This window comes from Haloferax sp. YSSS75 (assembly GCF_046764215.1).
GTDB lineage: Archaea > Halobacteriota > Halobacteria > Halobacteriales > Haloferacaceae > Haloferax.
The window spans coordinates 160,593-185,077 of the sequence record NZ_CP177206.1 but is presented as its reverse complement, the minus strand read 5'-3'; the positions used below and the strand labels follow the sequence as shown (position 1 = coordinate 185,077).

25 protein-coding genes are annotated in these 24,485 nt (G+C 63.4%); 7 read left to right on the top strand and 18 right to left on the bottom strand.

Features of this window, described 5'->3' with window-relative positions; all coding sequences use genetic code 11:
* Positions 1 to 2: 2 nt before the first annotated feature.
* The gene (locus tag ACK3R5_RS01030) at positions 3 to 1,271 is read right to left on the bottom strand and encodes a DUF1743 domain-containing protein (RefSeq protein WP_411967777.1); all 1,269 of its coding nucleotides are present in this window, start codon (positions 1,269 to 1,271) and stop codon (positions 3 to 5) included.
* A 143-nt stretch (positions 1,272 to 1,414) separates the two neighbouring features.
* Between ACK3R5_RS01030 and ACK3R5_RS01025 the strand changes: the two genes are divergently transcribed.
* The gene (locus tag ACK3R5_RS01025; protein WP_411967776.1) at positions 1,415 to 2,389 is read left to right on the top strand and encodes a transcriptional regulator; all 975 of its coding nucleotides are present in this window, start codon (positions 1,415 to 1,417) and stop codon (positions 2,387 to 2,389) included.
* A gap of 69 nt (positions 2,390 to 2,458) precedes the next feature.
* On the top strand, positions 2,459 to 2,809 hold the full coding sequence (locus ACK3R5_RS01020) for a hypothetical protein (protein ID WP_411967775.1): 351 nt from the start codon (positions 2,459 to 2,461) through the stop codon (positions 2,807 to 2,809).
* A 38-nt stretch (positions 2,810 to 2,847) separates the two neighbouring features.
* Here the strand turns inward: ACK3R5_RS01020 and ACK3R5_RS01015 are convergent, their stop codons facing one another.
* The 7 genes from ACK3R5_RS01015 to ACK3R5_RS00985 all read right to left on the bottom strand — a co-directional run bounded on the left by ACK3R5_RS01015 (position 2,848) and on the right by ACK3R5_RS00985 (position 8,653).
* Positions 2,848 to 3,108 (bottom strand): glutathione S-transferase N-terminal domain-containing protein, encoded by a 261-nt coding sequence (locus ACK3R5_RS01015; protein WP_411965224.1) that lies wholly within the window; start codon positions 3,106 to 3,108, stop codon positions 2,848 to 2,850.
* 116 nt (positions 3,109 to 3,224) lie between these two features.
* Positions 3,225 to 4,610: an aryl-sulfate sulfotransferase gene (locus ACK3R5_RS01010; RefSeq protein WP_411967774.1), complete on the bottom strand. Its 1,386-nt coding sequence runs from the start codon at positions 4,608 to 4,610 to the stop codon at positions 3,225 to 3,227.
* Positions 4,611 to 4,700: 90 nt separating this feature from the next.
* Positions 4,701 to 6,107: an NCS2 family permease gene (locus tag ACK3R5_RS01005; RefSeq protein WP_411965222.1), complete on the bottom strand. Its 1,407-nt coding sequence runs from the start codon at positions 6,105 to 6,107 to the stop codon at positions 4,701 to 4,703.
* 279 nt (positions 6,108 to 6,386) lie between these two features.
* Positions 6,387 to 7,100 carry a phosphoribosyltransferase family protein gene (locus ACK3R5_RS01000; RefSeq protein ID WP_411965221.1) on the bottom strand — a complete coding sequence of 238 codons (714 nt, stop codon included), beginning with the start codon at positions 7,098 to 7,100 and terminating at the stop codon, positions 6,387 to 6,389.
* 89 nt (positions 7,101 to 7,189) lie between these two features.
* A complete protein-coding gene (gene pyrE / locus ACK3R5_RS00995; RefSeq protein WP_411965220.1) occupies positions 7,190 to 7,720 on the bottom strand; it encodes an orotate phosphoribosyltransferase in 531 nt (176 codons plus the stop codon).
* Positions 7,721 to 7,791: 71 nt separating this feature from the next.
* Positions 7,792 to 8,040: a hypothetical protein gene (locus tag ACK3R5_RS00990; RefSeq protein ID WP_411967773.1), complete on the bottom strand. Its 249-nt coding sequence runs from the start codon at positions 8,038 to 8,040 to the stop codon at positions 7,792 to 7,794.
* A gap of 61 nt (positions 8,041 to 8,101) precedes the next feature.
* On the bottom strand, positions 8,102 to 8,653 hold the full coding sequence (locus ACK3R5_RS00985) for a CDP-2,3-bis-(O-geranylgeranyl)-sn-glycerol synthase (protein WP_411967772.1): 552 nt from the start codon (positions 8,651 to 8,653) through the stop codon (positions 8,102 to 8,104).
* A 126-nt stretch (positions 8,654 to 8,779) separates the two neighbouring features.
* On the opposite strand from ACK3R5_RS00985, the gene ACK3R5_RS00980 reads away from it, so the two are divergent.
* Positions 8,780 to 9,619, top strand: coding sequence for a proline dehydrogenase family protein (locus ACK3R5_RS00980; protein ID WP_411965218.1), 840 nt, complete (start codon positions 8,780 to 8,782; stop codon positions 9,617 to 9,619).
* Positions 9,620 to 9,715: 96 nt separating this feature from the next.
* Positions 9,716 to 10,369: a DUF502 domain-containing protein gene (locus tag ACK3R5_RS00975; RefSeq protein ID WP_411965217.1), complete on the top strand. Its 654-nt coding sequence runs from the start codon at positions 9,716 to 9,718 to the stop codon at positions 10,367 to 10,369.
* An 83-nt stretch (positions 10,370 to 10,452) separates the two neighbouring features.
* Here ACK3R5_RS00975 and ACK3R5_RS00970 read toward each other — a convergent pair whose 3' ends face one another.
* Positions 10,453 to 11,391, bottom strand: a complete 939-nt coding sequence (locus ACK3R5_RS00970; protein WP_411965216.1) for a branched-chain amino acid transaminase — start codon at positions 11,389 to 11,391, stop codon at positions 10,453 to 10,455.
* 91 nt (positions 11,392 to 11,482) lie between these two features.
* Between ACK3R5_RS00970 and ACK3R5_RS00965 the strand changes: the two genes are divergently transcribed.
* Positions 11,483 to 12,373: an NAD-dependent epimerase/dehydratase family protein gene (locus tag ACK3R5_RS00965; protein WP_411967771.1), complete on the top strand. Its 891-nt coding sequence runs from the start codon at positions 11,483 to 11,485 to the stop codon at positions 12,371 to 12,373.
* Between the two features lie 7 nt (positions 12,374 to 12,380).
* On the opposite strand, the gene ribB is transcribed toward ACK3R5_RS00965, so the two are convergent.
* The 3 genes from ribB to ACK3R5_RS00950 form a co-directional block, all read right to left on the bottom strand.
* Positions 12,381 to 13,064 carry a 3,4-dihydroxy-2-butanone-4-phosphate synthase gene (gene ribB, locus ACK3R5_RS00960; RefSeq protein WP_411965214.1) on the bottom strand — a complete coding sequence of 228 codons (684 nt, stop codon included), beginning with the start codon at positions 13,062 to 13,064 and terminating at the stop codon, positions 12,381 to 12,383.
* A complete protein-coding gene (locus ACK3R5_RS00955; RefSeq protein WP_411967770.1) occupies positions 13,061 to 13,801 on the bottom strand; it encodes a DUF120 domain-containing protein in 741 nt (246 codons plus the stop codon). The genes ribB and ACK3R5_RS00955 overlap by 4 nt, the downstream gene beginning before the upstream one ends.
* A 359-nt stretch (positions 13,802 to 14,160) precedes the next feature.
* Complete coding sequence (locus ACK3R5_RS00950) at positions 14,161 to 14,313, bottom strand: hypothetical protein (protein WP_411965841.1); 153 nt, start codon at positions 14,311 to 14,313, stop codon at positions 14,161 to 14,163.
* A 216-nt stretch (positions 14,314 to 14,529) separates the two neighbouring features.
* Here ACK3R5_RS00950 and argS point away from each other — a divergent pair, with 216 nt between their 5' ends.
* Entirely contained in the window at positions 14,530 to 16,293 is a 1,764-nt protein-coding gene (argS, locus tag ACK3R5_RS00945; RefSeq protein WP_411965212.1) for an arginine--tRNA ligase, read from the top strand.
* 24 nt (positions 16,294 to 16,317) lie between these two features.
* On the opposite strand, the gene ACK3R5_RS00940 is transcribed toward argS, so the two are convergent.
* Both ACK3R5_RS00940 and minD read right to left on the bottom strand, forming a co-directional pair.
* Positions 16,318 to 16,455, bottom strand: coding sequence for a hypothetical protein (locus tag ACK3R5_RS00940; protein WP_411965211.1), 138 nt, complete (start codon positions 16,453 to 16,455; stop codon positions 16,318 to 16,320).
* A gap of 39 nt (positions 16,456 to 16,494) precedes the next feature.
* Complete coding sequence (minD, locus tag ACK3R5_RS00935; RefSeq protein WP_411967769.1) at positions 16,495 to 18,360, bottom strand: cell division ATPase MinD; 1,866 nt, start codon at positions 18,358 to 18,360, stop codon at positions 16,495 to 16,497.
* A gap of 162 nt (positions 18,361 to 18,522) precedes the next feature.
* On the opposite strand from minD, the gene prf1 reads away from it, so the two are divergent.
* Positions 18,523 to 19,767, top strand: a complete 1,245-nt coding sequence (prf1, locus tag ACK3R5_RS00930) for a peptide chain release factor aRF-1 (protein WP_411967768.1) — start codon at positions 18,523 to 18,525, stop codon at positions 19,765 to 19,767.
* A 57-nt stretch (positions 19,768 to 19,824) separates the two neighbouring features.
* Here the strand turns inward: prf1 and ACK3R5_RS00925 are convergent, their stop codons facing one another.
* The 4 genes from ACK3R5_RS00925 to ACK3R5_RS00910 all read right to left on the bottom strand — a co-directional run bounded on the left by ACK3R5_RS00925 (position 19,825) and on the right by ACK3R5_RS00910 (position 24,455).
* Positions 19,825 to 21,069, bottom strand: a complete 1,245-nt coding sequence (locus tag ACK3R5_RS00925) for an MFS transporter (protein ID WP_411965768.1) — start codon at positions 21,067 to 21,069, stop codon at positions 19,825 to 19,827.
* Between the two features lie 143 nt (positions 21,070 to 21,212).
* A complete protein-coding gene (locus ACK3R5_RS00920) occupies positions 21,213 to 21,596 on the bottom strand; it encodes a DUF6276 family protein (protein ID WP_411965208.1) in 384 nt (127 codons plus the stop codon).
* Positions 21,597 to 21,671: 75 nt separating this feature from the next.
* The gene (locus ACK3R5_RS00915) at positions 21,672 to 22,361 is read right to left on the bottom strand and encodes a V-type ATP synthase subunit D (protein WP_411967767.1); all 690 of its coding nucleotides are present in this window, start codon (positions 22,359 to 22,361) and stop codon (positions 21,672 to 21,674) included.
* A 111-nt stretch (positions 22,362 to 22,472) separates the two neighbouring features.
* Entirely contained in the window at positions 22,473 to 24,455 is a 1,983-nt protein-coding gene (locus ACK3R5_RS00910; protein ID WP_411967766.1) for a bacterio-opsin activator domain-containing protein, read from the bottom strand.
* Between the last annotated feature and the right edge of the window lie 30 nt (positions 24,456 to 24,485).

Here is a 24,485-nt window from a genome sequence, read left to right as displayed (position 1 = left end):
CGTTACCGTTCGGGATGCGTCGGCGCGTCGAATCCGCCGCGAACCAGTGGTTTGGCGATGTGTCGGCGCGCACACGGCGGCACCTCGTACCACCCGCGTTCGAGGGTCCGGTCGACCGACTGCTCGACCTTTCCGGGGGCGTCAGTACCGCAGTCGCGACAGCGGTAGCCCTGGTTCCGGCCGGCGCTCTTCATCGTTCGGCCACAATCGGGGCAGGTGGGCGTCGTCGGTTCCGTCTGGACGAGGTCACGGACCGCGAACTTCTCGAGTTTGAGCGTCCCATCGGACACCTCGCCGCAGACGGTGAGGTGGTCACCGACGCGGAGCGACCGGACTCGGTCACGGAAGCGCTTCGTCGGTTCGAACGCCGCCATCTGCGCCGTCGCGTCGTCCGCTTCGAGGTCGAAAAAGACGTGGCCGCCGGGTCGGGTCTCTGGGGGTGACGCTACCGTCCCCGTGACGCGGTAGGCCCGCCCGTCGCGGAGTGTCGCCAGTGTTCCGTCGCGGAGGTGGGCGTCACTCCCCTGATTCGTGAGGAACGTCGCCGACCGGTCGACCGGTTCGGACTCGATAGCGTCGGCAACCTCCCGCACGACGTCCGGGTCGTCGCCGCGGATGCCGTAGAGAATCGGCCCTGGTGCGTTCGGAACGCAGACTGCCTCACCCTCGTCGTGGTCGACGGTGTCCCACGCGACCGGATAGCCGTCGTCCGCCGCCTCGAACACCGAGTCGACGTCGACGTCGCGAGGCGTCCCACACCGGTGGAACTCCCGGTAGGAGATGTGTTCGTAGGTCCACTCGTCGAAGGCGGCCCACGCGCCGATTGCGGCGAGGGCACCGATTCGGCCGCGGCCACCGTACCACCCTTCGGTGAGGAATCCCGACTCGGACGCCAGTTCGACGGCGTCCGACACGTCGTGAAAGTCGCGGACGGCGTCCCGAGCGAACGCTTCGACGGCAGTCGAAACGGTGTCTGGCGACCCCGGGGCGACGACGAGTCCCGGACTGGTCCGGTCGTCGTCCGCAATCGCCCACCGGTCGAGTTCGTCGCGGGCGACGTCGAACGCGACGCCTGCCGGCAGGTCGGTGTGGATAGCCAACGCGGCGTTGCCGCGCGTCTTGTGCTCGACGGCGGGGTTCAACCGGACGAGAAGCAGTCGTTCGACCGTTCCGCCCGCCGCCTCGATGGCCTCGGCGACGAGCGTCGCCAGATAGGTCGTACACATCCCGAGTGTTCGGGAGTCAGTGTCGTCGAGGCCGATAGCGGTCATCGCCGGAGATAGCCGAAGGGTGAAGTAACGCCTTTCGGGTCGCTCCCGACTATATAAATGGGCGCTCAACACGGGAGACGAGTCCACGAGGGCGGTGATTTCCGGGGGAAAGTCTTTATGGGCCGAATCGCTTATTGCCCCCTATGTCCCGGTCAGCGCTGGTTGGTAACGTCGCCGCGATGCTCCAAGACGCGGGGTTCGTCGTGAGCGACCGCATCGCCATCCGGCCGAAGAGCTTCGACCTCGCCGCCCGGAGAGGTGAGGACCTGTTGCTCCTCAAGATACTGGGGAACATCGATGCGTTCGACGGTATTACCGGTGCAGAGATGCGTCGACTCGGGTCGTACCTCGACGCGACGCCCCTCGTCGTCGGTCTTCGGACCCGCGACGAGGACCTCAAGCCCGGCGTCGTCTACTTCCGTCACGGCGTGCCGGTGTTGAACCCGGACTCCGCGATGGACATGTTCGTCGAGGGCGTCCCGCCGCTCATCTACGCCGCGCCCGGCGGCCTCTACGTGAGTATCGACGGCGACATCCTCGCCGAAGAGCGCAGAGAACGTGGCTGGAGTCTCGGCCGCCTCGCGACCGAACTCGGTGTCTCGCGCCGGACCGTCTCGAAGTACGAAAGCGGCATGAACGCGAGTATCGAAGTCGCCATCCAACTCGAAGAACTGTTCGACCGTCCATTCTCGAACCCGGTCGACGTGCTGGAAGGGGCCGAAGACGTGCGCGAGTCCGAACCGACCCCCGACGACCCGGCGGCCGACCCAGACGACGAACACGTCGTGTCGGTGCTCACCCAAGCGGGCTTTACCGTCCACCCGACCGCTCGCGCGCCGTTCAAGGCCGTGAGCGAAGACGATGGCCGTCGCAAGGAGACGAACGTCCTCACCGGCCACTCGCCCTTCACGCGAAGCGCCGAAAAGCGCGCACAGATTATGTCGTCGCTCGGTGAGATTACACGGACGCGCTCTGTCTACTTCGTCGAAGAGACGCAGAAGCGACAGTCGGTCGATGGCACCGGCATCGTCAGTTGTGAGGAACTCGCGAGCATCAACGACCCCGACAAGATTCGCGACCTGATTCGTGAACGCGCCCGCGACCCGGCCGAAACCTGACGCGGGCGGCGAACAGACCCTGCGTTCGCACCACACACCGTTATCCTCGTTCCGAGCGTAGCCACTACTATGTCGAAGCAGAGAGAGGCGTCGCGAACGAAGGTAGAGTCCCTCGTCGCGGCAGTGGTGCGAATCACCGAGTCGTGGGACGCAGTCGAGCGAACGACGATGTTCGGAGTGCCGTCGTTTCGGGCGAACGGGACGTTGTTCGCCGTCGTCTCCGAACAGGGCCTGTCGCTCACGTCGCTTCCGGCAGACGCTCGCGTCGCCGTCGTGAAAAAGCACAGAATCGCCCCCTTCGAGGCCAACGGCCGCCTCGTCGGGTCGTGGGTGACGGTCGATATCGAACCGAAACGAGTCGGTGAACTGACCGACGCACTACGTGCGAGTTACGAGGCCGCAGTTCGCAGAAAAGCGTAACACCGGGGGCGGGCGGCAATCGGGAGCGGGGACGCGACTTAGTTCGCCGCTGCGCCGCCGTAGGTTTCTTCGAGGTACTGGACGATGTCGCTGCTCTCGGACATCCCCTCGACGTCGTTCGTCTCGTCGACGAGGACCGGCACGCCCGTCTGCCCGCTCACGTCTTCGACTTCGGTCCGCTCTGCGTGTGACCGCGGTACCGTCCGCGATTCGTACTCTAGGTCGAGTTCTGCGAGTTTGTTCCGGACCTTCGCACAGTACGGACACCCTTGCAGTTCGTAGAGGATGAGTTGAGACATCGACCGTCGATATGGACGCGCGAATAAAGAGTGCCGTGGTCGCGTGCACCGAGGACGCACACGTCCGAAACGGCGTAGTCAGTCGTCCGTAGCGGCGGCGACGGTGACGGCCGTCCTCACCTGACCACGTTCCGGGCAAACCCGGCGATTCGACGGCGACCCGCGACGAGTTCGGCACCGACCCAGACGAGGGTCACCCCGGCCGCACAGACGGCCCAAAAGAGGTCCCACGGGGACATCCAGATGGGTCGAAGCCACGGGGTGAAGTGCAACACTTTCGTCGCCAACTCGTTCATCGGTTCTTCGAGCGGCGTCTCGGCGAACGTCGCGCGAACCTGCCCGACGAACCCGATGCTCCCGGAACCGCCGGCGGTCAAGTTTGCACTGCCGGTAATCGGGTAGGTCCCGCTCGCGTTCATGTCCCGGATGGTCGGTCCCGTCGACTCGTCTCCGTAGGCGACGCGTTCGGCGTCGTAGGGGCCCCAGGTGGCGTAGTACTCCCAGACGACTTCACCGGTCGGCGTAATCTCCACGACTCGATGGTTGAGTGTGTCGGTGACGAGCGTGTTTCCGTTGGGGAGTCGGTCGGCGTCACGAGGCCAGTTGAGCGTGTTCGACCCGACGGACCACGTCTGGGCCCACTCGCCGTCTTCTTTCGCGTACTCGACGATGCGGTTGTTTCCACTGTCGGCGACCAGCATCGTCGGCGTGCCGTTTTCGCTCACCAACCAGTCGGGGTTGTGCTGTTCCTTCAGCACCTCGTGGTTGTCGTCGGACCCGAGTCGCTCGACGATGTCCCCCGACTCCATGTCGACGACGAGCGCCTGGTCGAAGTTCCGCGGCGAGAGCAGGAGTCGCCCGTCGCCGATGTAGTCCACGTCGTTGACGTGACTCCAGTCTGCGTTGTACCCGCCGTCGGTGTCTGCCGGGAAGTGGTCGCGGAAGTACCACTCCCACGTAATCTCGTCCGACGAGCGGTTGTAGACGACGATTCGGTCGCCGCTTTCGCCTGACGACTCGTTCCACTCACGCATGTTGGCGATGAGGAGTCTGTCGTCGCCGAGGGCGTCCACGTCGTGGGTGTCCTCCATGTCGAATTCCTTCTCCCAGACGCGCTCTCTCGTCTCGGGGTCCAGTTCGAAGATGACCGTCGAACCGCTCCGGGGTGACGAGACCAGCAGGTTCCCGTTCGGAAGCGGGTCGACGTCGAAGAACCACGCGCTACCGTTGACGGAGTCGTTGTACGTCCACTCGAGCGAACCTCGTTCACCGACGGAGACGAGTCGGGCGGGTTTCTTCGGGTTCGTCTCCCCTTCGAAGACGTACCCCTGAACGCTCACGACAGTCGACCCGTTGGCTGGACTCTCGATTCGTCCGGGTTCGAGACTGGTCGACTCCGCCGGGTCGTACGTCATCGCCGACACGACGGAGGGTGCGAGGAGGCCGAAAACGAGGATGAGGACCACACCACGAACGGCCCCTCGTCTGGAGGGCGTGTCCATTGGTTACGAAAACAGTGGAGATTCGCTTTTCAAAGACTTGCGGTTCGTTCTGGTAAAACCGAACGACGGAGGCGAGAAAGTGTGTCGTCCTCAGACCTGTGCTTGCAGCATGCCGGAGGTCCGGACGACGAAGTAGAGGACGAACGCGCCCGTGAGTGCCCACTGACCAGCGCTGATGTCGTCGTACTCACCGGCGGCGACTTTCACGAGCGGGTACGAGACGATACCCGCCGCGATGCCGTAGGCGATGGAGTACGTGAAGGGCATGATGAGGATGGTCATGCCGGCCGGAATCGTGTGGGTGATGTTGTCCCACTCGATGTCGATGACGTTCTGCAGCATCACGACGCCGATGACGACGAGCGCGATGTGCGACGCGTAGAGCGGGACGGCGGTTGCGAGGGGGATGAGCGCGAGCGACGCGACGAACAGGACGGCGACGGTGAGCGCCGTCAGGCCGGTGCGGCCGCCCTCTTCGACACCCGTCGCGGACTCGATGTACGTGGTGACCGTCGAGGTACCGAGCATCGCGCCAGCAGTCGTTCCGATTGCGTCGGCCATGAGCGGCTTGTCGATGTCGGGGAGGTTACCGTCTTCGTCGAGGAAGTTCGCGGCCTGCCCGACGCCGACGAGCGTGCCCGCGGTGTCGAAGAAGTCGACGAAGAAGAACGTGAAGACGATGAGGGCGAAACTGAACGCCTCGATGCCGCCGAACCCGGAGATGAACGCACCGGCGAGCGGCGTGATGTCGTACGTCGCGGCCGACGAACCAGCGACGAGACCGGCCTCAGAAGAGACGACACCGAACGTGGTGAGCGCCCATCCGACGACAGTCGTGAGTGCGATGCCGATGATAATCGACCCGGGGATGCCCGCGGCGTAGAGCGCGAACGTGACGAAGAGGCCGAAAATCGAGAGGACGGCGACCGGGTTAGACGCGAGGTCACCGAGCGTGAGCAGCGTCGCAGGGTCGTTCACGACGATACCCATCGCTTGGAGTCCGATAATCGTCAGGAAGAGACCGATACCAGTCCCGACAGCCATCTTGACCGGCTGTGGGAAGACTTTGATGATGGCTTCACGCGCGCCGACGGCCGTGAGGGCGATGAAAATCAACCCTTCGACGAAGACGGCGGCGAGCGCTGTCTGCCACGGGACGCCGAGTGCGCCGATGACGGTGAACGCGAAGAAAGCGTTCAGGCCGAGGCCGGGCGCTTGCGCGAACGGCCGATTGGCGTAGAACGCCATCACCAGTGTGGCGATTGCGGCAGCGAGGATGGTTACGACCGCGAGCATCGACTGGACCTGCCCCGGCGCGAATCCGGAGATGATGACGCCCGGTTTCGCGTCCGGGATGCCCGTCATGATGGCAGGGTTGACGACGACGATGTAAGACATCGTCAGGAACGTCGTGATGCCGGCGATGATTTCGGTCCCGACCGAGGACCCGTGTTTATGCACGTCGAAGTAATTTGCGAGGGTTTCAGAGAGCCCCATGATGCACGACTAAGCATACCCAAGGTTGCACACATAAGCATTACCATCCATTCTGAAAAAGTATACACGAATGTGTATTATAATGGGTTATTCACGAAGGCGACCAACACAGCCATGACTACTTTCACCGCCATCGCTTCGGAAAATAGGACATTCAAGTCACCGTGGTGTCACGAGCGGGTGGTGAGACAGAAACCGAAGTGGTGACCGAGCGTGTCCGCGGGCCAACGTGGTCGAGAGTCGAGACGAGCGCTCGTCTCGGACGTCGACAGCGGTGATTTATTCGAACTTCGAGAGCGCACCGACCGGCGCGTCGGTGAGTTCGCGGGCGCGTTCGGTTCCTTCGTCACCGACGGCGATGAGTGCGAAGACGCCGGCGACGTCGGCGTCGGCCTGCAGTGCGATATCCAAGAGGAGTTCCTGCGTCTCGCCGGAGCGAATCAGGTCGTCGACGACGAGGACGCGTTCACCGGCGTCGATGGCGCTGGCAGGGAGATAGTAGGTGAGTTCGATGCCGGACGCCAGACGCTGGCGGGACTCGATGAAGTCTTCGACGGCAGTCTCTTTGGATTTCTTGGCGTACGCGAGGCGCGCGCCGAAGTAACTCGCCATGGCGGCACCGAGTGTGATACCGTCGGTTGCCGCGGTCAAGATGACGTCAGGTCGCTCGAATTCGAGCGTGTTCGCCGCGACGGGGGCGACGAGGTCGAGGAACGACTGGTCGAAGACGACGCCGGAGTTGTCGACGTACCCTTCGTCGTCGAAGCGGACGCGCGCTTCGAGTTCGTCTGCGAGTGCGTCGCGGCCGACGCCTTCGACGACTTCTCGGGCGCGTTCGACGCCGGGCAGGACGTGCCCGTTGACGTAGCGATTGAGGTCCCCAGCCGGGAGTCCAGTCAGTTCGGCGAGTTCGTCGTACGTCCGGGTCTCTTTGAGCATCCGGAGGACGGAGACTGCCTGCAACTGGAGTGCGGCCTTCTCTGCTCTGTTCATGCCTTCGCCTTCGCGCTTGCACAAAAATGAATACTTCGATTGCTTTCTGTGCGTGAATTAGTCACAGGCGTGTATTGACACGAACGTGTTCAGCGGTCGGCGTCTGCGAGTAAGTCCTCGGCGGTGAGGAGCGACTGCAGTTCGATATCGTGGTCGGCGAGGAGTTCCTCGGCACCTTCCTGTCTGTCGACGACGACGATGACTCGGTCCACGACTGCACCGGCGTCGCGGAGCGCTTCGACGGCGTCGACGGCGCTCTGGCCCGTCGTCGCGATGTCTTCGAGGACGACGACGTGTTCGCCCTCCTCCAGTGCGCCTTCGATGCGCTTTGCCGTGCCGTACTCTTTGGCCTTCTTCCGGGCGATGACGTAGGGCTTGCCCGTCTCGACTGCCGTCGCGGCGACGAGTGGGACGGCACCGAGGGCGACGCCCGCGAGTTTCTCGTCGTCTGCGACGAGTTCGGCGAACGCCTCGGCGATGAGTTTCAGACACCGGGGGTCCGTCTCGAAGAGATACTTGTCGACGTAGTAGTCGGACGTGCCACCGTGAGAGAGTTCGAACTCTCCGAACTGGACCGCGTCGGCGTCGCGAAGCGCCGCGATGAGTTCTGTGTTCGCCATCTTGTTTGCAGACGCAACAGGAAGGCGCTTAAACGGGGCGGTTCGGGTGAGCGAGGGTACCGCGCTGTGGCTTACTCGTAGCGCAACTCTGCGTACAGTCCGTAGAAAAACGCGAGCAGTCCAACGACTGCACCGACCCATCGAACTGGCGAAGAGACCGTCCAGACCACCCCTGCGGAGACGACGATTACAGCCACGACTGCAAGCCGACGAATCCACAGTTGACGACTCGCCTGTTCACGGTCAGCCGCCGAATCGAGGACGAAGAGTTCGATAGCACCGGTGAAGATGTGCTTCAAGATGTCCAAGAGTACGCTCATCGTGTGGTTGTCGTGACACGACCACGGGTTGTGGGTGTATCGGTTCGAAAGGAGGGTGCAGCTACCAGGGCTCGTTCTTCAGACCCAGCAGATACGCGCCGACGTTGGTGACGACGTGGAGAATCGGCGTTATCACGAGGACGACGACGAGGACGGGGAGCGTGAACGTCGCCGTGAACCACGCGGGCGCGGCGATGTAGGCGAAGACGAGCGCACCGACGACGAAGTCGAGTTGGTCGAGACCCGGGAACGCGGCACCGCGTTCGCGGCCAGACCGGCGCTTCAGGAACGACGCGCCGATGTCGCCGAACATCGCCCCGAGTGCGAGGCCGAACCCGGCGGCGAGTGGGAACGTCGGCAGGTCGATGCCGACGACTCCAGACACACTCGGTTCGATGGCGTTGAGCACGACGGCGAGCACCATCCCCGCGAGAGTGCCGGCGGCAGTTCCACGCCACGTCTTCCCGTCGCCGAGGATGCGCCGGCCATCCCACGTCCGGCCACCGTCGATGGGGCGGCCCCCACCGGCGAGGACGGCGGCGTTGTTCGGGACGTACGCGGGCAACATCACCCAGAAGGCGGTGACGACGAGCGAGACGAGAGAGGCGGCCATACGGGTACGTCAGAAGGGAGGAATGTAAGTTCCGACGGTTCGTGCGCCCCGGTGGCGACGGAGTCTCTCGATTACGAGAAGTCGCAGATGAGAAGTCTGAATACCAGACGGTCGTAATTGTTCACCATGATTCCGCCTATTGCGAGCAACTTCGTCGCGGGAGAGTCCGTGGCGGAAGCGCTCGACCACGCCCGAACGGTGAACGACGACGGCGTGGCGGTCATCCTGAACCTCCTCGGCGAGCATTACCACGAGCGTGGGCCGGCCGACGACGACGCAGACCAGTACGTCGCCCTCGTCGAAGACATCGCTTCGACGGACCTCGACGCCTGTGTCTCGGTCAAACCGTCGCAAATCGGCCTCGACGTCGGCGACGAGGTGTTCGAGGAGAACTACCGACGCATCGCCGAGGCCGCCGACGAACACGACGTGTTCCTCTGGTGCGACATGGAAGACCACGAGACGACGGACGTGACGCTCGACGCCTTCGAGGAACTCGCCCGCGAGTTCGACGGCGGGATGGGCCTGTGTGTGCAGGCGAACCTGAAACGCACCCCGGACGACCTGGAGCGTCTCGCAGACGTCCCCGGAAAGATTCGACTCGTGAAGGGCGCGTACGACGAACCCGCGGCCATCGCGCACAAGAAGAAGTCGAAGGTAGACGAGGTGTACGAAGAACTCCTCGACTATCTCTTCGAGGAGTACGTCGGTGGCATCGCCGTCGGCAGTCACGACCCGAAGATGATAGACTACGCCCGCGAACTCGGCGCAGAATACGACCGAGAGTACGAGGTGCAGATGCTCATGGGCGTCCGCGAAGACGCACAGCGCGAACTCGCCGCCGAGGGCGTCGACGTCTGGCAGTACGCACCCTACGGCGACAAGTGGTTCCAGTACTTCTATCGTCGCGTCCGCGAGCGCAAGGAGAACGCGCTGTTCGCGCTTCGCGCAGTCGTCGGTATCTAATCTGTCGCGAGAGACGCCATCGACGACACTGGGTATCGGCAGTACGAACCGTACTAGAAATCCCCTTAAGGCCACAGGTTCACAATCCGCATATCAATGTCCTCGTGGAGACGCGACTTCGCAAGCGGTCTGGTGGTCCTCATCCCGCTACTCGTCATCCTGTACGTGCTGTCTATCCTCTACAACAGCATCGTCGCCTTACCGATTATCCAAGACCTTCCACAACCGTACGGATTCTTCGTCGCAATCGTGGTCTTCTTGATGCTCGTCCTCTCGGTTGGCTACCTCATGCGGACCACGTCCGGTCGTCTGCTGGAGTCCGGCCTCGACACAATGATGAACAAGGTTCCGCTCGTTCGAATCGTCTACAACGCTTCTAAACTCGCCGTCGAAACTGCGCTCACAGGCACCGAAGACCTGCAGAAGCCAGTCCGACTGGAGACGTGGCCTGGCATCCGCATGACTGGGTTCAAGACGGGCAAGAAGACCAAAGACGGCCGCGAAATCGTCTTCATGCCGACTGCACCCAACATCACGACCGGATTCGTGATGGAAGTCGAACCAGAAGATATCGAAGAGACTGGCGAACGTGTCGAAGAAGCACTCACGCGCGTCCTCTCGGCCGGGTTCGCAGAACAGGACCACACGAGCCAGTACACCATCGACGTGACAGAAGAGTCCGTGGGAGACGGGTCCGAAGAGGTCACCATCTCCGGAGAGTCCTCGGACAGTACAGTCGCGAACGAGTAGGGACAGTCGCAGACGACTAGGGACTGTCGGAACGAGTAGTCACTCGGCGTCGTCGCGTCCGCGGAAAAAGAAGTTCTCTCTGCTTACTGCTCGTCGACGTAGGTGAACCACTCTTCGTGGTCGTCGGTGCGACGTTCCACCAGGTCGAAGAAGGCAGTCTGGAGTTCTTCGGTGACGGGGCCGCGCGTTCCTTCGCCGATGACGACGTTGTCCACCTTACGGATGGGCGTCACTTCGGCGGCACTGCCGGTGAAGAACAGTTCGTCGGCGGTGTGGAGTTCGCCGCGACTGATGACGGCGCTGTCGTCGACTTCGTAGCCGCGTTCGCGAGCGAGCGTGATGACGGTGTCGCGGGTGATGCCGTCGAGGATGCTCTGCGAGAGGCCGGGCGTGTAGATTTTCCCGTCGCGGACCATGAAGATGTTCTCGCCGGGACCCTCCGCGACGTTGCCTTCCTTGTTCAGGACGATAGCTTCGACGTAGCCGTTACGCCGGGCCTCTTCGCCTGCGAGGAGCGAGTTCACGTACAGCCCAGTGGTCTTCGCGTTCGTCGGAATCTGGCTGGAGGCGTGCTTGCGCCACGACGAGACCATCACGTCGACACCGTTTTCGAGCGCCTCCTCGCCGAGGTAGGTGCCCCACGGCCACGCCGCGATGGCGATGTCAGTCGGGTTGTCCTTGGGGCTGACGCCGAGCGAGTCGTAGCCGTAGTACGCGATGGGGCGGATGTAACACCCGCCGAGGTCGTTGCGCTTGATGACCTCGATGGTCGCCTCGGTGAGTTCCTCCGGCGAGTACGGAATCTCCATGTTGTACGGCTTCCCGGAGGCGTAGAGGCGTTCGAGGTGCTCCTCCCAGCGGAAGATAGCCGGACCGCGGTCGGTGTCGTAGGCGCGGGCCCCTTCGAAGACGCCCGTCCCGTAGTGAAGGCCGTGAGAGAGGACGTGAATCTGTGCGTCGTCCCAGTCCACGTATTCGCCGTTCATCCAAATCGTGGACACGTCCATGTCGTCAAATCCCATGTGAGGCCCTTCGCAGGCCCCCCTCTAAAATCATGACGAACCGACCCCCGCATCCTCGGGGACTATGTTTTTACAGGCGTATCTCTGGAGTATGTCACTCGAATCTGTCGCCGTCACGGGCGGCACCGGCCAACTCGGACCGACCGTCGTCCGGCATCTGCGAGACCACGGCTACACCGTGACCAACCTCAGTCGAAGCGGCGGGTCCGAACACGCTGACCACGATTACCGAGTGAGCGCACTCGACGCCGGTGACTTCGTGGCCACGCTTTCGGCCGTCGATGCCGACGCTATCGTCCACCTCGGGACGATTTCGACGCCCACACACGACCCTGGCCATCGCGTCTTCGAGAGCAACGTCCAATCGACCTACGTCGTCCTCGAAGCGGCGGCGTCACTCGGCATCGACAGCGTCGCACTCGCGTCGAGTATGAGCGCCAACGGTGGGGCGTTCGAACCCGACCCTGCACGAATCGACTATCTCCCGATAGACGAGTCACACCGAGCGACGCCGTCGAACCCCTACGGACTCGGGAAGTACGTCGCCGAAGAGACGGCCGCAGGGTTCGCTCGCCGAGACGACGCGCCGACGACCATCGCAAGTCTCCGGTTTCCGTGGATGCCGAGCGAAGACGAAGCACGAGAGACCTTCGCCGAGGCCGACCGGTCGCTCGCGGGACTGAAAGAAAACGACGTGTTCCACACGGCGCGGAACACCCTGTTCGCGTATCTCGGACGAGAAGACGCCGCACGACTGATTCGTCGCGCCATCGAGGCGGAGTTCGACGGCCACGAGGTGTTCTGGGCGGCCGCCAGCGACACGTCTACGACCGTCGAATCGGACGCACTCGCACGCGACGTGTACCCCGACGCGGAGGTTCGGACGGCACTGTCGGGACACCAGTCACTCGTCTCGACGGAGAAAGCGCGGCGACTCCTCGGATGGGAACCCGAGTGGTCGTGGCGCGACGGACGCGCCTGACGGTGACTCAGTGAAGTTCGTCGAGCAGTCGGTCACCGTCGACGAACGCCAGGTCGTTCCGGACGGCGTAGTCGCGGGCGGCCGACTTCGGCAGGGCCGCACCGGTTTCGTCGTCGAGCATCTCGCAGACGACGACGGCGGGGGCGACACCTGCCTCGTCGGCGAGGGCGAGGCCGAGTTCGGTGTGTCCCTGCCGGTCGGCGAGGAGGTTGGGCGCGCCGCGAAGCAGGTGGACGTGGCCGGGGGCGCGGAACTCGCCGCCGAAGTCCTCGGCGTCGTAGTCGCCCGCCCGCGCCAACTCGGCGACGGGAGCGAGACGCGAGATGGTCATCGCTCGGTCGCGGTCGGTGATACCGGTGAAAGAGTCGCGGTGGTTCACGGTGAAGGAAAAGGACGACCGGGAGTCGTACGCCAGGTCGTGAGAACTCGCCGCCGGGTGGTCGAGCACGTCGTCCATGAAGGGCAACGAGAGCGTCTCGGCCACGTCGTTCGGGAGGGCGACACAGACCAGTCCACCGGCGTCGTTACGCATCCGAGCGACGTCGAGTGGGGCGACCGAACCGGCGGGATAGACCAGGTCGACTTCGCCCTCCCGGTCGTCGAAGTCGTGGATGAGAACCGGTTCACCCGCGCGGAACGCGTCGACGACCCGGTCGACGCTGTCGTAGTCGCTCTCGGCGGAGCGACTCATTCGAAATCAGCCTCCTCCACGCGGACGGTAATCGTGTCGCCGTCGTCGAGAGAGAGTTCGTCGCGGAGTTTGTCCGGCGCGATAATCTCCAGTTGTGACTCGTCGTGGTGAGTTCGCTCGGGGACGATGATGTGGACCGGGTCGTACGTCTCGCCGTCCGCCTCGATGACGGCGGCGTAACACGTGGCCGGGCCGAAGGTTCGTTCCTCGTCTTCCCACCCGTCGATTGGGACGGCATCGAGCGACGACATCCCGGCCCGAGCGCGGACCGAGTCCTCGCCGAGACGGACGTTCAGCGTGCCGGGGAACGGTTCGTAGTCCAACCGGTCTGTGAACTGCTCCATGTACCCCGGAAGTGAGATGTAGTGGCGCCCCTCGCCCATCCCACCGGTCACCTCGCCGTCGAGGACGACGACGGAGGGAGTCTCGAAGATGCGGCGATAGTCGGCGTACTCGCGTCGCAGTGCGGACTCACCGGCGTCGGAGATGGTTACCCACTGCCCGTCCGAGACGACTTCGCGTTCGACGAAACCGGCCTCTTCGAGGCGCTGAAGGCGACGTGACGCCGTCTGGTTGGAGACGTCCAGTCTGTCTGCGAGGCCCGAACAGGAGACTTTGACTGGACCGGAGCGGCCACCGTCGAGGGCGACGAGTTTCAACGTGGCCAACTCGTCGTACCCGACTGCGGCGGCGACTACCGATTCTGACATAGGTATCGATTCGAACGCCCGACTCATAAGCGTATCGTAAATGAGATGCATCTCAAAATTGAGATGGTCGTCGGAGCGGACAGCCCACACCGTACGTGAAACCTATCGGGTCACTATTCGTAAGTCCGTCGGTCAGTACAACGATTCGAGAACGAATGCAGTCGTGCGGTTTCTCGGGAACGAGAGGGAACACCGGGAGACACGAGACGCGAAGTGTGCCCGAGGGAGTGGGCAGACACGAGAGTGCCGAGTGTAGGAGGCACGAGTGCGTCGAGGCGGGGGTCGGAGGGAGAGGGGTTGTCAGGTTGGGCAGGGATTGGCAGGCGTGATGTCAGGCAGGGACTATCGTGGGAGGGGGTCGTTGGGGGTGATTGTGGGAGTGTACCTCAGGTCTCTGCTCTTCGTTCGGCACTCACCTGTGAGATACCAGCGTTCGCCGAGCAACTCGGGCAGGCGTAGACCAACCCGTTTTCGTCGCCGAAGACGCGGACGAAGTTCCTCGACACGAACGCTTCGCAGTGGTTGCATTGGTTCGTCATGGTTGTGGGGGTGGCAGGCCGTCCTGCCTCGATGTTGAGGTGGATTGCACCGGATATACCAATACTACCAAACTAGTAAGGTATCGCGAGGTGTCGCCGGACGTTCGGGCGACGCACACTCGTCCGGGAGACGATTCGAACGACCGACACGACGGGGTCCGCCTCGCCTCGGACGGTTCGGAAAGGCCTTTAGCCGCCTGTCGAGAATCCGCGTACATGTTCAGACAGTTCCGTGAGGAGGTCGAGGCGGCGCTCTCTGCGGCGCTCTCGTCGCTCGACCTTCCCACCGACGACCTCGGGGTCGAGGAACCGCCGGAGGACGTACCCGCGACACTCGCCTCCAGCGTCGCCTTCCGACTGGCCGGCGTCGTCGGTGCCGCACCGCCGAAGGTTGCTGCCGACATCGCAGACGAAATCTCCGTCGAGGGCTACGACTACGTCGGCGCAGTCGACACCCAGGGGCCGTACGTGAACTTCCACGTGACCGACGCCTACTACGACGACACGCTCGAAGACGCCGCCGACGATACCGACTACGGCCGTCTTCCATCGACCGGAGACAGCGTCGTCGTCGAGCACACGAGTGCGAACCCGACCGGACCGGTCCACGTCGGCCGGACTCGAAACCCCGTCATCGGTGACGCCGTCGCGAGCCTGCTCGACTTCGCCGGCAACGACGTCGAACGCCACTACTACGTGAACGACGCCGGCCGCCAGATGGCCGTCTTCACGTGGGCATACGAGACGTTCGACGAGTCGGACCTCGACAGCGAACCGGCACGCGACCGTATCGAATACGACCTCGTCCGGTACTACCAGAAGGGCAACGCCTACCTCGAAGACGCCGACCCCGAACAGGTCGAACAGGCAGAAGCCGAGATTACCGAGATTCTGCAGGGCATCGAAGAAGGCGACGAAGAAACCTACGCCCGCGTCGAAGAAGTCGTCGACCAGGTGCTCGGCGGGATGCGCGAGTGTCTCGAACGCCTCCCCGCGGAGTTCGACGAGTTCGTCAAAGAGACGCGCTTCATGTTCGACGGGAGCACCCGCGACGTCGCGGACCGTCTCAAGGAGACCGAATACGCCGTCTACGAGGAAGACGCGTGGCAACTCGAACTCGAGGACTACGGGTTCGAGAAGAACCTCGTCTTCCTCCGGTCGGACGACACCTCGCTGTACACGACGCGTGACCTCGCCCACCACGAGTGGAAATTCGACAACTTCGACCGCGCCGTGACCGTCCTCGGTGAAGACCACAAACTGCAGGCCGGCCAACTCCGCGCCGCACTCGACATCCTCGGCAACGACGTCGACAAACTCGAGAACGTCATCTACTCGTGGGTCAATCTCCCCGGCGGCGAGACGATGTCCACCCGCAAGGGGACCGGCGTCATGCTCGACGACCTGCTGGACGAGGCTATCTCCCGTGCCCGCGACGAAGTGGAAGTGCGACTCGAAAATCGCGTCCGCGACGACGACCTAGACGAAGACGACATCGACCGCATCGCACGACAGGTCGGTATCGGCGCGGTTCGCTACGACATCGTCTCCAAACAACCGACGAAGACGATTACCTTCGAGTGGGACCAGGCGCTCAACTTCGAAGCGCAGTCCGCGCCGTACATCCAGTACGTCCACGCGCGCTGTTGTGGTATCGTCGACGAGGCGGCCAACGCCGGCCTCGACGCCACCGAAGTCGACCCGTCCGTGCTCACCACCGACGCCGAACGCGACCTGATTCGGACGATTGCGCGGTTCCCCGCCGTCGTCGAGGAGGCGGCAGACGACCTCGAACCGCACGCCGTCGCCACGTACGCCCGCGAACTCGCGGAAGTGTTCAACACCTTCTACCGCGAGTGCCCCGTGCTCGACGCCGACGAAGACGTCGGTGCCGCACGCCTCGCACTCGTCAAAGCGGCGCGAAACGCCGTCGCCAACGCACTCGCTATCGTCGGTGTCGAAGCACCCCAGTCGATGTAACTGCGGGCCGAGACGAATTTTTCGTTAGAAGAACAGTGGGAGTGCTGCAGTTCCGGCGACGAGCGACCCGCCGACTGCGAAGACGACGGCGGCACCACTACCGAGTGCGAGGAGGATGAACAACAGTACCCACCAGAAGGGAACGGAGTTGGATTCTACCATACCCGGGTTTCGGCGGACCCGCCTAAAAGAACTTCTCGTTTAGCCGAGGAAGCGACTGAGGAAGCCCTTCTTCTTCTCGTCTTCTTCCTCGTCTTCGAGTGACTCGACTTCTTCGACGAGCGAAGTGGTGTAGACTCCCTCTTCGTCACCCGCGTCGTCGTCGCCGTCCGAAGGCGACTGGTCGGCAGTTTCGACTGCGTCCGGTTCTGCCTCGGCGACGAGCGGTTCGTCCCCGTCGTCCGACGGCGCCGCTTCGACCACCGACGCCTCCTCCGAAGACTGCGCCGGTGCGTCGTCGTGCTCGCGTTCGACGGGTTCCGTGTGGTCCTCGGCAGGGGCAGACTGAGTGGCCGTTCCGGCGGCAGGAGAGACGTCGTCGGGGTCCGACGTGTCGACATCGGCCGTGACGCTCCCGTTCGTGGGTTCGTCTACGGCGTCGCCTGCCAGTGGGTCCGGCCCCATCTCGGCGTCGTCCAAGTCGGCCGTCACCGGGTCGTCGCCCGCGAACGACTCACCGGCCAACGGGTCGTCGGATCCCGACGCCGAAGCGTCGCCGCCAAACGGAATCGCACCGTCTAACGAGTCGGCCTCTGCGTCGAGTTGGGCTTCTGCCTCCGCTTCGAGTTGCGCTTCGGCCGTCACATCGCCTGCCGCGTCGGCGTCCGCGTCGATGGTCTGCGAGGACTCCGCCGACGCTTCGGAGTCGGCGTCGGGCGCTGGGGCCGGTTCGGTGTCGGGCGACTCCGCTTCGGCTGGGTCCGTGTCCTGTGACTGTTCTTCGACCGTATCTGCCTCCTCGGACTGCTCTTCCACCGAATCTGTCTCCACAGACTGTTCTTCGACCGAGTTGGTGGCCGATTCGTCCGGCGTTTCTTCGGAGTCGCTCGGCCGTTCCGTCACAGACTCGGGTTCGGGTGATTGGGAGTCGTCGGCGTCGGCCGATGGTTCAGGTGAGGACTCAGAGCGGGCGTCGGCGCCGGTGTCGGTGGATTCGTCAGCGTCGGTGGATTCGTCGGCGTCAGTGGATTTGTCGGTGTCAGTGGATTCGTCGTCTGCCGTCTCTGATTCGGGGGGCGCGTCGGTCTGGACGACGGATACATCGTCGTCCGTCTCGGCGTCGCTGGGGGCGTCGGGTTCTCGGGCGGGTGCAGGTTCTTCGTCAGTCTGCGAGTCTTCGTCGGCGTCGCCGTCCGGCACTGGCACCGGTTCGCCGGTGAGCGCCTCTGCGAGTGCGCGGTATCCTGCGGCGGCGATGCTGTCGGGCGACCGGGCGACGACTGGCACCTGTGTACCGAGTGCCTCGCGAATCGCGGCGTCTTCCGGGACGACGGCGATGACGCCCGCGTCGAGGAGCGAGGCAACCTCGTCGGCGTTCGGGTTCGACTGGTTGACGCGGGTGAGGACGACGCCGACGACGTCCGCGCCGATTCGCTCACCGAGTTGGCGCGTCTTTTCTGTATCACCGAGCGCCTCGCGTTCGGTGGTCGAGACCAAGAGCACCTCGTCTGCGAGTTTCAGCGGGACGAACGTGTCGTCGCTGAGGCCCGCACCGGTGTCGACGAGGACGATGTCGTGGGTCTCTTTGAGCGTCTCGATGACCGGGTGGAGTTGCTTCGCGTTCGCACTCGCGAACGCCTCCAACGCAGTCGAACCGGGGACGACCGAGAGTCCTTCGGGCCCCTCGTAGGTGGCCGATTCGACCGTCGCCTCACCGGTGAGCACGTCGTGGAGTGTCTCCCCGTCTGGGTCGACACCGAGAGCTCCAGCGAGATTCGGCATCCCGAGGTCACCGTCGACGACGACGACGTCGTGGCCGGCCATCGAGAGGACCGTCCCGAGGTTGGCAGTCGTCGTCGTCTTTCCAACCCCGCCTTTTGCGCTGGCAATTGCGTACACCCGAGCCATAGTTCCAACTGTCGAAAGCCACCCGTGACAGCACCATAAATGTTCTCGAACAGTGGACTCCCTGTACGACGTGCGTCTGACCGGGAGACCGGCGTGTGAGTGGATATCGTGTAGCGTTCCCAGTCAAAGGTTACTTAGCCGCTGGATAGACTAGGAGTAGTGATGAGTAGCGACGCCGAGGAGGCGAGCGAAGACCGCCGAAAGTACGAATTCAAGAAGGTCATCGAGGACCTCAAGGAGTACGAAGGCTCGGGAACTCAGCTCGTCACCATCTACATCCCCGAAGACAAGCAGATATCTGACGTCGTCGAACACGTCATCACAGAGCACAGCGAAGCGTCGAACATCAAGTCCAAGCAGACGCGGACGAACGTCCAGGACGCCCTGACGAGTATCAAAGACCGTCTCCGGTACTACGATACGTTCCCACCGGACCGCGGTATCGTCATGTTCTCCGGTGCCGTGGACTCCGGCGGTGGCCAGACGAACATGGTCACGAAGGTACTCGATAGTCCACCGGAACCCATCCAGTCGTTCCGCTACCACTGCGACTCGAACTTCCTCACCGGGCCACTCGAGGACATGCTCATGGACAAGGGCCTCTTCGGCCTCATCGTCCTCGACCGGCGCGAAGCGAACGTCGGGTGGCTGAAAGGCAAGCGCGTCGAACCGGTCAAGAGCGCCTCGTCGCTCGTCCCCGGGAAACAGCGCAAAGGTGGCCAGTCCGCCCAGCGTTTCGCCCGTCTCCGCCTCGAAGCAATCGACAACTTCTATCAGGAAGTCGCCGGCATGGCCAACGACCTGTTCGTCCCGAAGCGTCACGACATGGACGGCATCCTCGTGGGCGGTCCCTCGCCGACGAAAGACGAGTTCCTCGACGGCGATTACCTCCACCACGAACTGCAGGACCTCGTCGCCGGCAAGTTCGACGTGGCCTACACCGACGAGTCCGGCCTCTACGACCTGGTCGACGCCGCACAGGACGTGCTGGCCGACCAGGAGGTCATGAAGGACAAAAAGCAGATGGAGGAGTTCTTCGAGAAACTCCACCGCGGTAACGAGTCCACCTACGGGTTCGAGGCGACGCGGAAGAACCTCGTCATGGGCTCTGTCGACCGTCTGCTCATCTCCGAGGACCTCCGCAAAGACGTCGCCGTCTTCGACTGCGGCGGCCAAGAGGAGTTCGAACTCGTCGACCACCGACACAACACCCCGTCACACGACTGTGAAGACGGGAGCGAGGCCGAACTGCAGAAGCGCGAGGACGTCATCGAGTATCTGATGGACCTCGCAGACCAGCGCGGTACGGAGACGAAGTTCATCAGCACCGACTTCGAGAAAGGCGAACAGCTCCACGACGCCTTCGGTGGCATCGCCGGCATCCTCCGCTACTCCACCGGTATCTAAGCGACTCCTCCTCGGCGTCTCTTTTCGACCCCTCGCAGCGACCGACTCGACGCCGCGTCACGGTCGGACGCTCGGGACGAAGCGACCAGTCTCCCGACGAACACCGACGAGGAGCGCCACCGCCGCGACGAGCGGTAAGGCCGCACACGAGAGGTAAATCGGGTCGAAGCCGACGACGTCTATCAGCGGGAGCGTGACGATGGGGCCGAGTCCACCGCCGACGTCACCGAACACGTTACTCGTCCCGACGGCGCGGCCCATCTCGTCGCCGGGGACCAGGTCACCCAACAGCGCCATCAGTGGGCCGCTGGTCCCACCCTGTCCGACGCCGACGAACACGCAGGCGAGGGCCAGCGTCAGGTTCGAATGCGCGAACGTCAACAGGACGAATCCGAGCGACGTCGTCACCAAGAAGAAGAGCAACGTGGGGACACGCGACTGCCGCTTGTCGCTTACGTACCCGCCGACGTACATCGAGATGCCCGCGGCGACGACGGTGAGACCCATGAAGATTCCCGACGACCCCTGTGAGTCGAATCCGAAGACGCTCAGGTCGTTCTGTCCGAGAAACAGCACCAGCGTCGCGAACAGTGCGCCGATGTAGACGAAGAGCACCGAGAAGTTCACCACACCGACCGTGAGTGCGGGCGTGCTTCTGTTGACGTCCCACGGTTTTGCCGACTGGTTGCGTTCTGCTTCGACGTGTGTCTCCGTAACCGACCCGTAGGCGATGGCGCTGGCGAAGAATGCGAAGACTGTCGCGACGCCGAACGCCGCTACCGTCCCCGCCAGTTCACTCAGAACACCGCCGATGACCACGCCTGCCGGGAATCCAAAGAGGACACCCCCTCTGATGAGACCCATGTTCGCCCCACGTGACCGCCCATCGCTCACGTCGGCGGCGATGGTGTACGCCGTCGCGAAGACGAGGGCGCTCCCGACACCCCACAACACGCGCGCACCCAAGAACCACGCCTCGGGGAGTGGTGCGACCATGGCGACGACGTACCCGGACGTCGCGATACCCTGGACGACCATGCCGACGACGAACGGGGTTCGCGTCCCGATTCGGTCGACGAGACTCCCTGCCGGTGCGTTCGCCAGCAGTCGAGAGAATCGGTTCGCACTCAGGATGATTCCGACGAGAAACGGAGAAATGCCGAGAACGGCCCCGAGATTCGGCAGAATCGGGAACACCACACCACCGCCGAACCCGATGAAGAACGTGCTGACGATGACCGCACCGACGACGACGTCGCCGTCGTCTACGGACCCCAGAACACGACTGGCGACCCGAGTCACGACGCCGCCAGACGAATCCTGTGACTCCGTCACTGTCGCACCCCGAACGTGTCCCGGCCGATTCGGTTCATCTGGTTCGCTGTTGTGCGAAATAGGCTAAAAGGCGTTCGAAGGGCGAATAGATGGGTCCGTTCGTGGGGCGATTACAGGAACGCCTCTAACTGCGAGTGTCGTCGCGCCACGTCGAAGTGAGCGTCTGGAACCGACCGTTCGAGTCTGTCGAGTGTGAGGTGGACGTCGATACCCTCGCGTTCTGCGTACTCGGTACACTCGACGATTGCCTCGCGGTTGAGCGCCAGCGAGTCGAGAAAGCCGACGAGCATGGCGAGGGCCGCACCGCCGCCACCGTTGGGGACGATATCGGCGAGCGGGCGCGTCTCGTCGTCGGTCAGGCGCTCGTCGCTCGGATGGACGCGCAAGCAGTCACCACACAGGCCAATCGTCACCGACCCTTCCGGGGCGTACTCTTCGAGTGGTTCTGGGACGGCGAAGACGACTTCGTCACCCCCGCATTCGGGACAGGGCATACCGGAGGCTACGCGGTCGAATGGTGAAAATTGGTCGGTGAGACGACCAAGAACGCGTCAGAAAGCAGAGCGTGGTTAGTTCGCGGCGGCAGCTTCTTCGGCGGCGGCCTTTTCGGCGGCCTTCCGTTCTTCTTTCTCTTCTTCTTCCTTCTTCGCCTTGATCTTCTTCAGGCGGAAGATTTCCTCGCGTTCTTGTTCTTCGAGTTTCTGCTCGATGTACTCCTTGTTCTCGTAGAGTTCGGGCAGGAGCTTGAATTCGAGTGCGTTGACACGGCGCTTCGTCGTCTCGATTTCTTCGAGCATCTTCTTCATCGCCGTCTCGACTTCCGCGGCGAGGATGATGGATTCGAGGAGTTCCTCGTAGGCGTCGGCCGCCTCGTCGATGCGGGCCGAGGAACCGAGCAGTCCGTAGCCACGCTGGTCGAGGCTCTTCTTGACGCGCGAGGATTCGATTTGCGGAACGACGACACCCATGATGTTCTTCGACTGCGTCGTAATCTCTGGGTACTCTTTGAGCGCGGCGGCAGCGCCGCGAACTGCGACGTCACCCTCCATGGCGCGGGCCATGTTGATGGTGCGCTGGGCGCGCTCGTAGTCTGCGTTGAGGTTCGCCCGCACGTCCTGTGCCTGGTCGAGGATGTCCATGAACTCCATGATGAGGCCGTCTCGCTTCTGTTCGAGCGTGTCGTGGCCCCGCTCCGAGAGTTCGATGCGATCCTCGATCGCCATCAAGTTCTTGCGGGTCGGCTTGACGTCTTCGGCCATCTTTGGCGAGGATTGTCGTTCAGGGGTGTTAATCTTTTACTGTCTGGCCCGTCAGACCGGGTGAGACTGGTCAGTGACGGGTCAATCGGCGAGGGCACGGACCGGTCGGGTCTAGTTCGGAGCGGTCTCGAAGAATCGAGAGACGAGTTTTCGCTCGGCGGCGCGGAGGTGTTGGTGGAACGTCGCCCGTGAGACGTCCATCGCACTGGCGAGTTCGTCACCCGACACACCGTGTGGCCAGTCGAAAAAGCCACCCAGATACGCGAGTTGCAGGGCCGTGTGTTGCCTGTCCGTGAGGTCATCACCGACGTTGGCGACGAACTCGCGGCGGGTCCGCGGGGGCGACGACCGGTCTCTGACAGCCCTGAGTTCGACGCCGCTGGCGACGCGTTCGAGGTCGTCGCGTAGTTCCCGGCCTGCCGCGCGGTCCGGGACGATTGTCGTGAACCGACTTCCCGTCCGCGTGACTTCGAGGTCAGTCAATCGGCCGCCGGCATCTGCCACGAGATGGGCGAGCGACCCCGCTTCGAGGACGACTTCGTAGAGACCCACGTCGTCGCCGCGAGGCAGTCTGGCGACGGAGACGATACCGTCGATGTCACCGGGTTCGTCGTCGAACTGCGCGGGAGGCGTCACCGAGACGAAGAGACTGAGCGTGTCGTCGTCGTGGAGGACGGCACCTTCGTACGTCAACTGGCAGTCGGTCGCCGCGGCGAGGGAGACCAGTGGTTGCGTGGCGTCCGACACCTGAAATTCGAGTTCGAGGACTTCGTCGGAGATGAGTGACCGCCGACTCTCGAAGGCGTCGATAGCCGCACCCACCGCCCGCCCGAGCGTCCCGAAGACGACGTGGACTTCGTCGTCGAGTTCGGCGGTGTCGGCGTAGACGGTCAACACCCCGTAGAGCGTCTCCCGGTGAATCAACGGCACGGCGAGTGTGGAGCGAGACGGATACCTCGCGTCGTGACCCGGTGTGTCGGTTGTGACCCCCGACTGGACGGTCCGCGTGTTCGCGGCGCGCGCCGTCGGGTCGTCCGACTGGTCGCGGTCGATTTCGAGGGTCTCGATGAACGACGCGTGCTCACCCGCCCACTCGTTTGGGACGACTGCTGCGGGCGAGAGGTCACAGTCGCCTATCCACGCGCTCTCGAACGGTTCGGTCGCTGCGACGCGCGTACAGACGGCCGCTTCGAGTTCTTGCCGTGACTCCGCTCTGACGAGTGCGCTCGTCACGTCTTCGAGTAATCCCTCGATGAGTTCGACCAGTGTCTGGAGTCGAGCGCGTTCTTCGTCGACTCGCTCTGCGTAGCGTTCTGCGGCCTCCTCGGCCCGAACGCGTTCCGTGATATCCGTCTGAAAGCCGACGAAGTGCGTCACGTCTCCGTTCGGACCTCTGAGCGGTGCGAGGTCGACACGGTTCCAGAACGTCTCGCCGTTCTCCCGATAGTTCAGCAGTTCGACCGACGCAGACTCCTTGGCGTCGATGGCCGCGCGGAGCGTTGCGACCTTTTCCGGGTCCGTCTCCGGTCCTTGTAGGTACCGACAGTTGCGCCCCAGTGCTGCCTGTTCCGAATAGCCCGTCATCGACTCGAACGACTCGTTGACGTAGACGAGTGGCCGGTCCGGGAGCGTATAGTCGGCAATCGTGATACCGACTGGCGCTTCGTCTAGCGCCTGTTCTTTCAGGTCCTCGGAGATTCGCCCCGTCGCCTCGTCTCTCGACCGCTGCCACGCGACGGCGATTTCGACTCGTTCCGGGAATCGCTCGAAGAGGTTCGAATCGACGAGTGGGACGGCGTCTGTCGCCCCCGCATCCAGTGCCGCCATCCGTGACAGGTCGCTGCCCGGGTGGACGACGGCGACGAGTGGGAGTGTCGTCTCCGCACGGAGCGACGAGATGTCGTCTACTCGGTCGGTTCGGACCACGAGACAGTCGGGAGGGTCGGTGTCGAGTCGAGAACGCGCTGCATCGACCGACGGTTCGACGGTGACCGACAGCGACGACAGCACGTCTTCGATACGGTCACGTTCTGTTCCACCGGCGATTGCGAGGACGCGAAGCGGCGTGTCTGTCGAAGACGGCGTGTCGTTCATGGGAATACGTCGCACGCGTGACCTAAAGGA

Excerpts from the sequence above, each read along its gene's own strand:
- ACK3R5_RS00910 (WP_411967766.1), bottom strand. The coding sequence starts at position 24,455 with ATGAACGACACGCCGTCTTCGACAGACACGCCGCTTCGCGTCCTCGCA.
- ACK3R5_RS01030 (WP_411967777.1), bottom strand. The coding sequence starts at position 1,271 with ATGACCGCTATCGGCCTCGACGACACTGACTCCCGAACACTCGGGATG.
- ACK3R5_RS01005 (WP_411965222.1), bottom strand. The coding sequence starts at position 6,107 with ATGGGGCTCTCTGAAACCCTCGCAAATTACTTCGACGTGCATAAACAC.
- minD (WP_411967769.1), bottom strand. The coding sequence starts at position 18,360 with ATGGCTCGGGTGTACGCAATTGCCAGCGCAAAAGGCGGGGTTGGAAAG.
- ACK3R5_RS00980 (WP_411965218.1), top strand. The coding sequence starts at position 8,780 with ATGATTCCGCCTATTGCGAGCAACTTCGTCGCGGGAGAGTCCGTGGCG.
- ACK3R5_RS01000 (WP_411965221.1), bottom strand. The coding sequence starts at position 7,100 with ATGAACAGAGCAGAGAAGGCCGCACTCCAGTTGCAGGCAGTCTCCGTC.
- ACK3R5_RS01025 (WP_411967776.1), top strand. The coding sequence starts at position 1,415 with ATGTCCCGGTCAGCGCTGGTTGGTAACGTCGCCGCGATGCTCCAAGAC.
- ribB (WP_411965214.1), bottom strand. The coding sequence starts at position 13,064 with ATGAGTCGCTCCGCCGAGAGCGACTACGACAGCGTCGACCGGGTCGTC.
- ACK3R5_RS00920 (WP_411965208.1), bottom strand. The coding sequence starts at position 21,596 with ATGCCCTGTCCCGAATGCGGGGGTGACGAAGTCGTCTTCGCCGTCCCA.
- ACK3R5_RS00950 (WP_411965841.1), bottom strand. The coding sequence starts at position 14,313 with ATGACGAACCAATGCAACCACTGCGAAGCGTTCGTGTCGAGGAACTTC.
- argS (WP_411965212.1), top strand. The coding sequence starts at position 14,530 with ATGTTCAGACAGTTCCGTGAGGAGGTCGAGGCGGCGCTCTCTGCGGCG.
- pyrE (WP_411965220.1), bottom strand. The coding sequence starts at position 7,720 with ATGGCGAACACAGAACTCATCGCGGCGCTTCGCGACGCCGACGCGGTC.
- ACK3R5_RS00915 (WP_411967767.1), bottom strand. The coding sequence starts at position 22,361 with ATGGCCGAAGACGTCAAGCCGACCCGCAAGAACTTGATGGCGATCGAG.
- ACK3R5_RS00990 (WP_411967773.1), bottom strand. The coding sequence starts at position 8,040 with ATGAGCGTACTCTTGGACATCTTGAAGCACATCTTCACCGGTGCTATC.
- ACK3R5_RS01015 (WP_411965224.1), bottom strand. The coding sequence starts at position 3,108 with ATGTCTCAACTCATCCTCTACGAACTGCAAGGGTGTCCGTACTGTGCG.
- ACK3R5_RS00965 (WP_411967771.1), top strand. The coding sequence starts at position 11,483 with ATGTCACTCGAATCTGTCGCCGTCACGGGCGGCACCGGCCAACTCGGA.
- ACK3R5_RS00975 (WP_411965217.1), top strand. The coding sequence starts at position 9,716 with ATGTCCTCGTGGAGACGCGACTTCGCAAGCGGTCTGGTGGTCCTCATC.
- ACK3R5_RS00985 (WP_411967772.1), bottom strand. The coding sequence starts at position 8,653 with ATGGCCGCCTCTCTCGTCTCGCTCGTCGTCACCGCCTTCTGGGTGATG.
- ACK3R5_RS00970 (WP_411965216.1), bottom strand. The coding sequence starts at position 11,391 with ATGGGATTTGACGACATGGACGTGTCCACGATTTGGATGAACGGCGAA.
- ACK3R5_RS00940 (WP_411965211.1), bottom strand. The coding sequence starts at position 16,455 with ATGGTAGAATCCAACTCCGTTCCCTTCTGGTGGGTACTGTTGTTCATC.
- prf1 (WP_411967768.1), top strand. The coding sequence starts at position 18,523 with ATGAGTAGCGACGCCGAGGAGGCGAGCGAAGACCGCCGAAAGTACGAA.
- ACK3R5_RS01010 (WP_411967774.1), bottom strand. The coding sequence starts at position 4,610 with ATGGACACGCCCTCCAGACGAGGGGCCGTTCGTGGTGTGGTCCTCATC.
- ACK3R5_RS00955 (WP_411967770.1), bottom strand. The coding sequence starts at position 13,801 with ATGAGTCGGGCGTTCGAATCGATACCTATGTCAGAATCGGTAGTCGCC.
- ACK3R5_RS01020 (WP_411967775.1), top strand. The coding sequence starts at position 2,459 with ATGTCGAAGCAGAGAGAGGCGTCGCGAACGAAGGTAGAGTCCCTCGTC.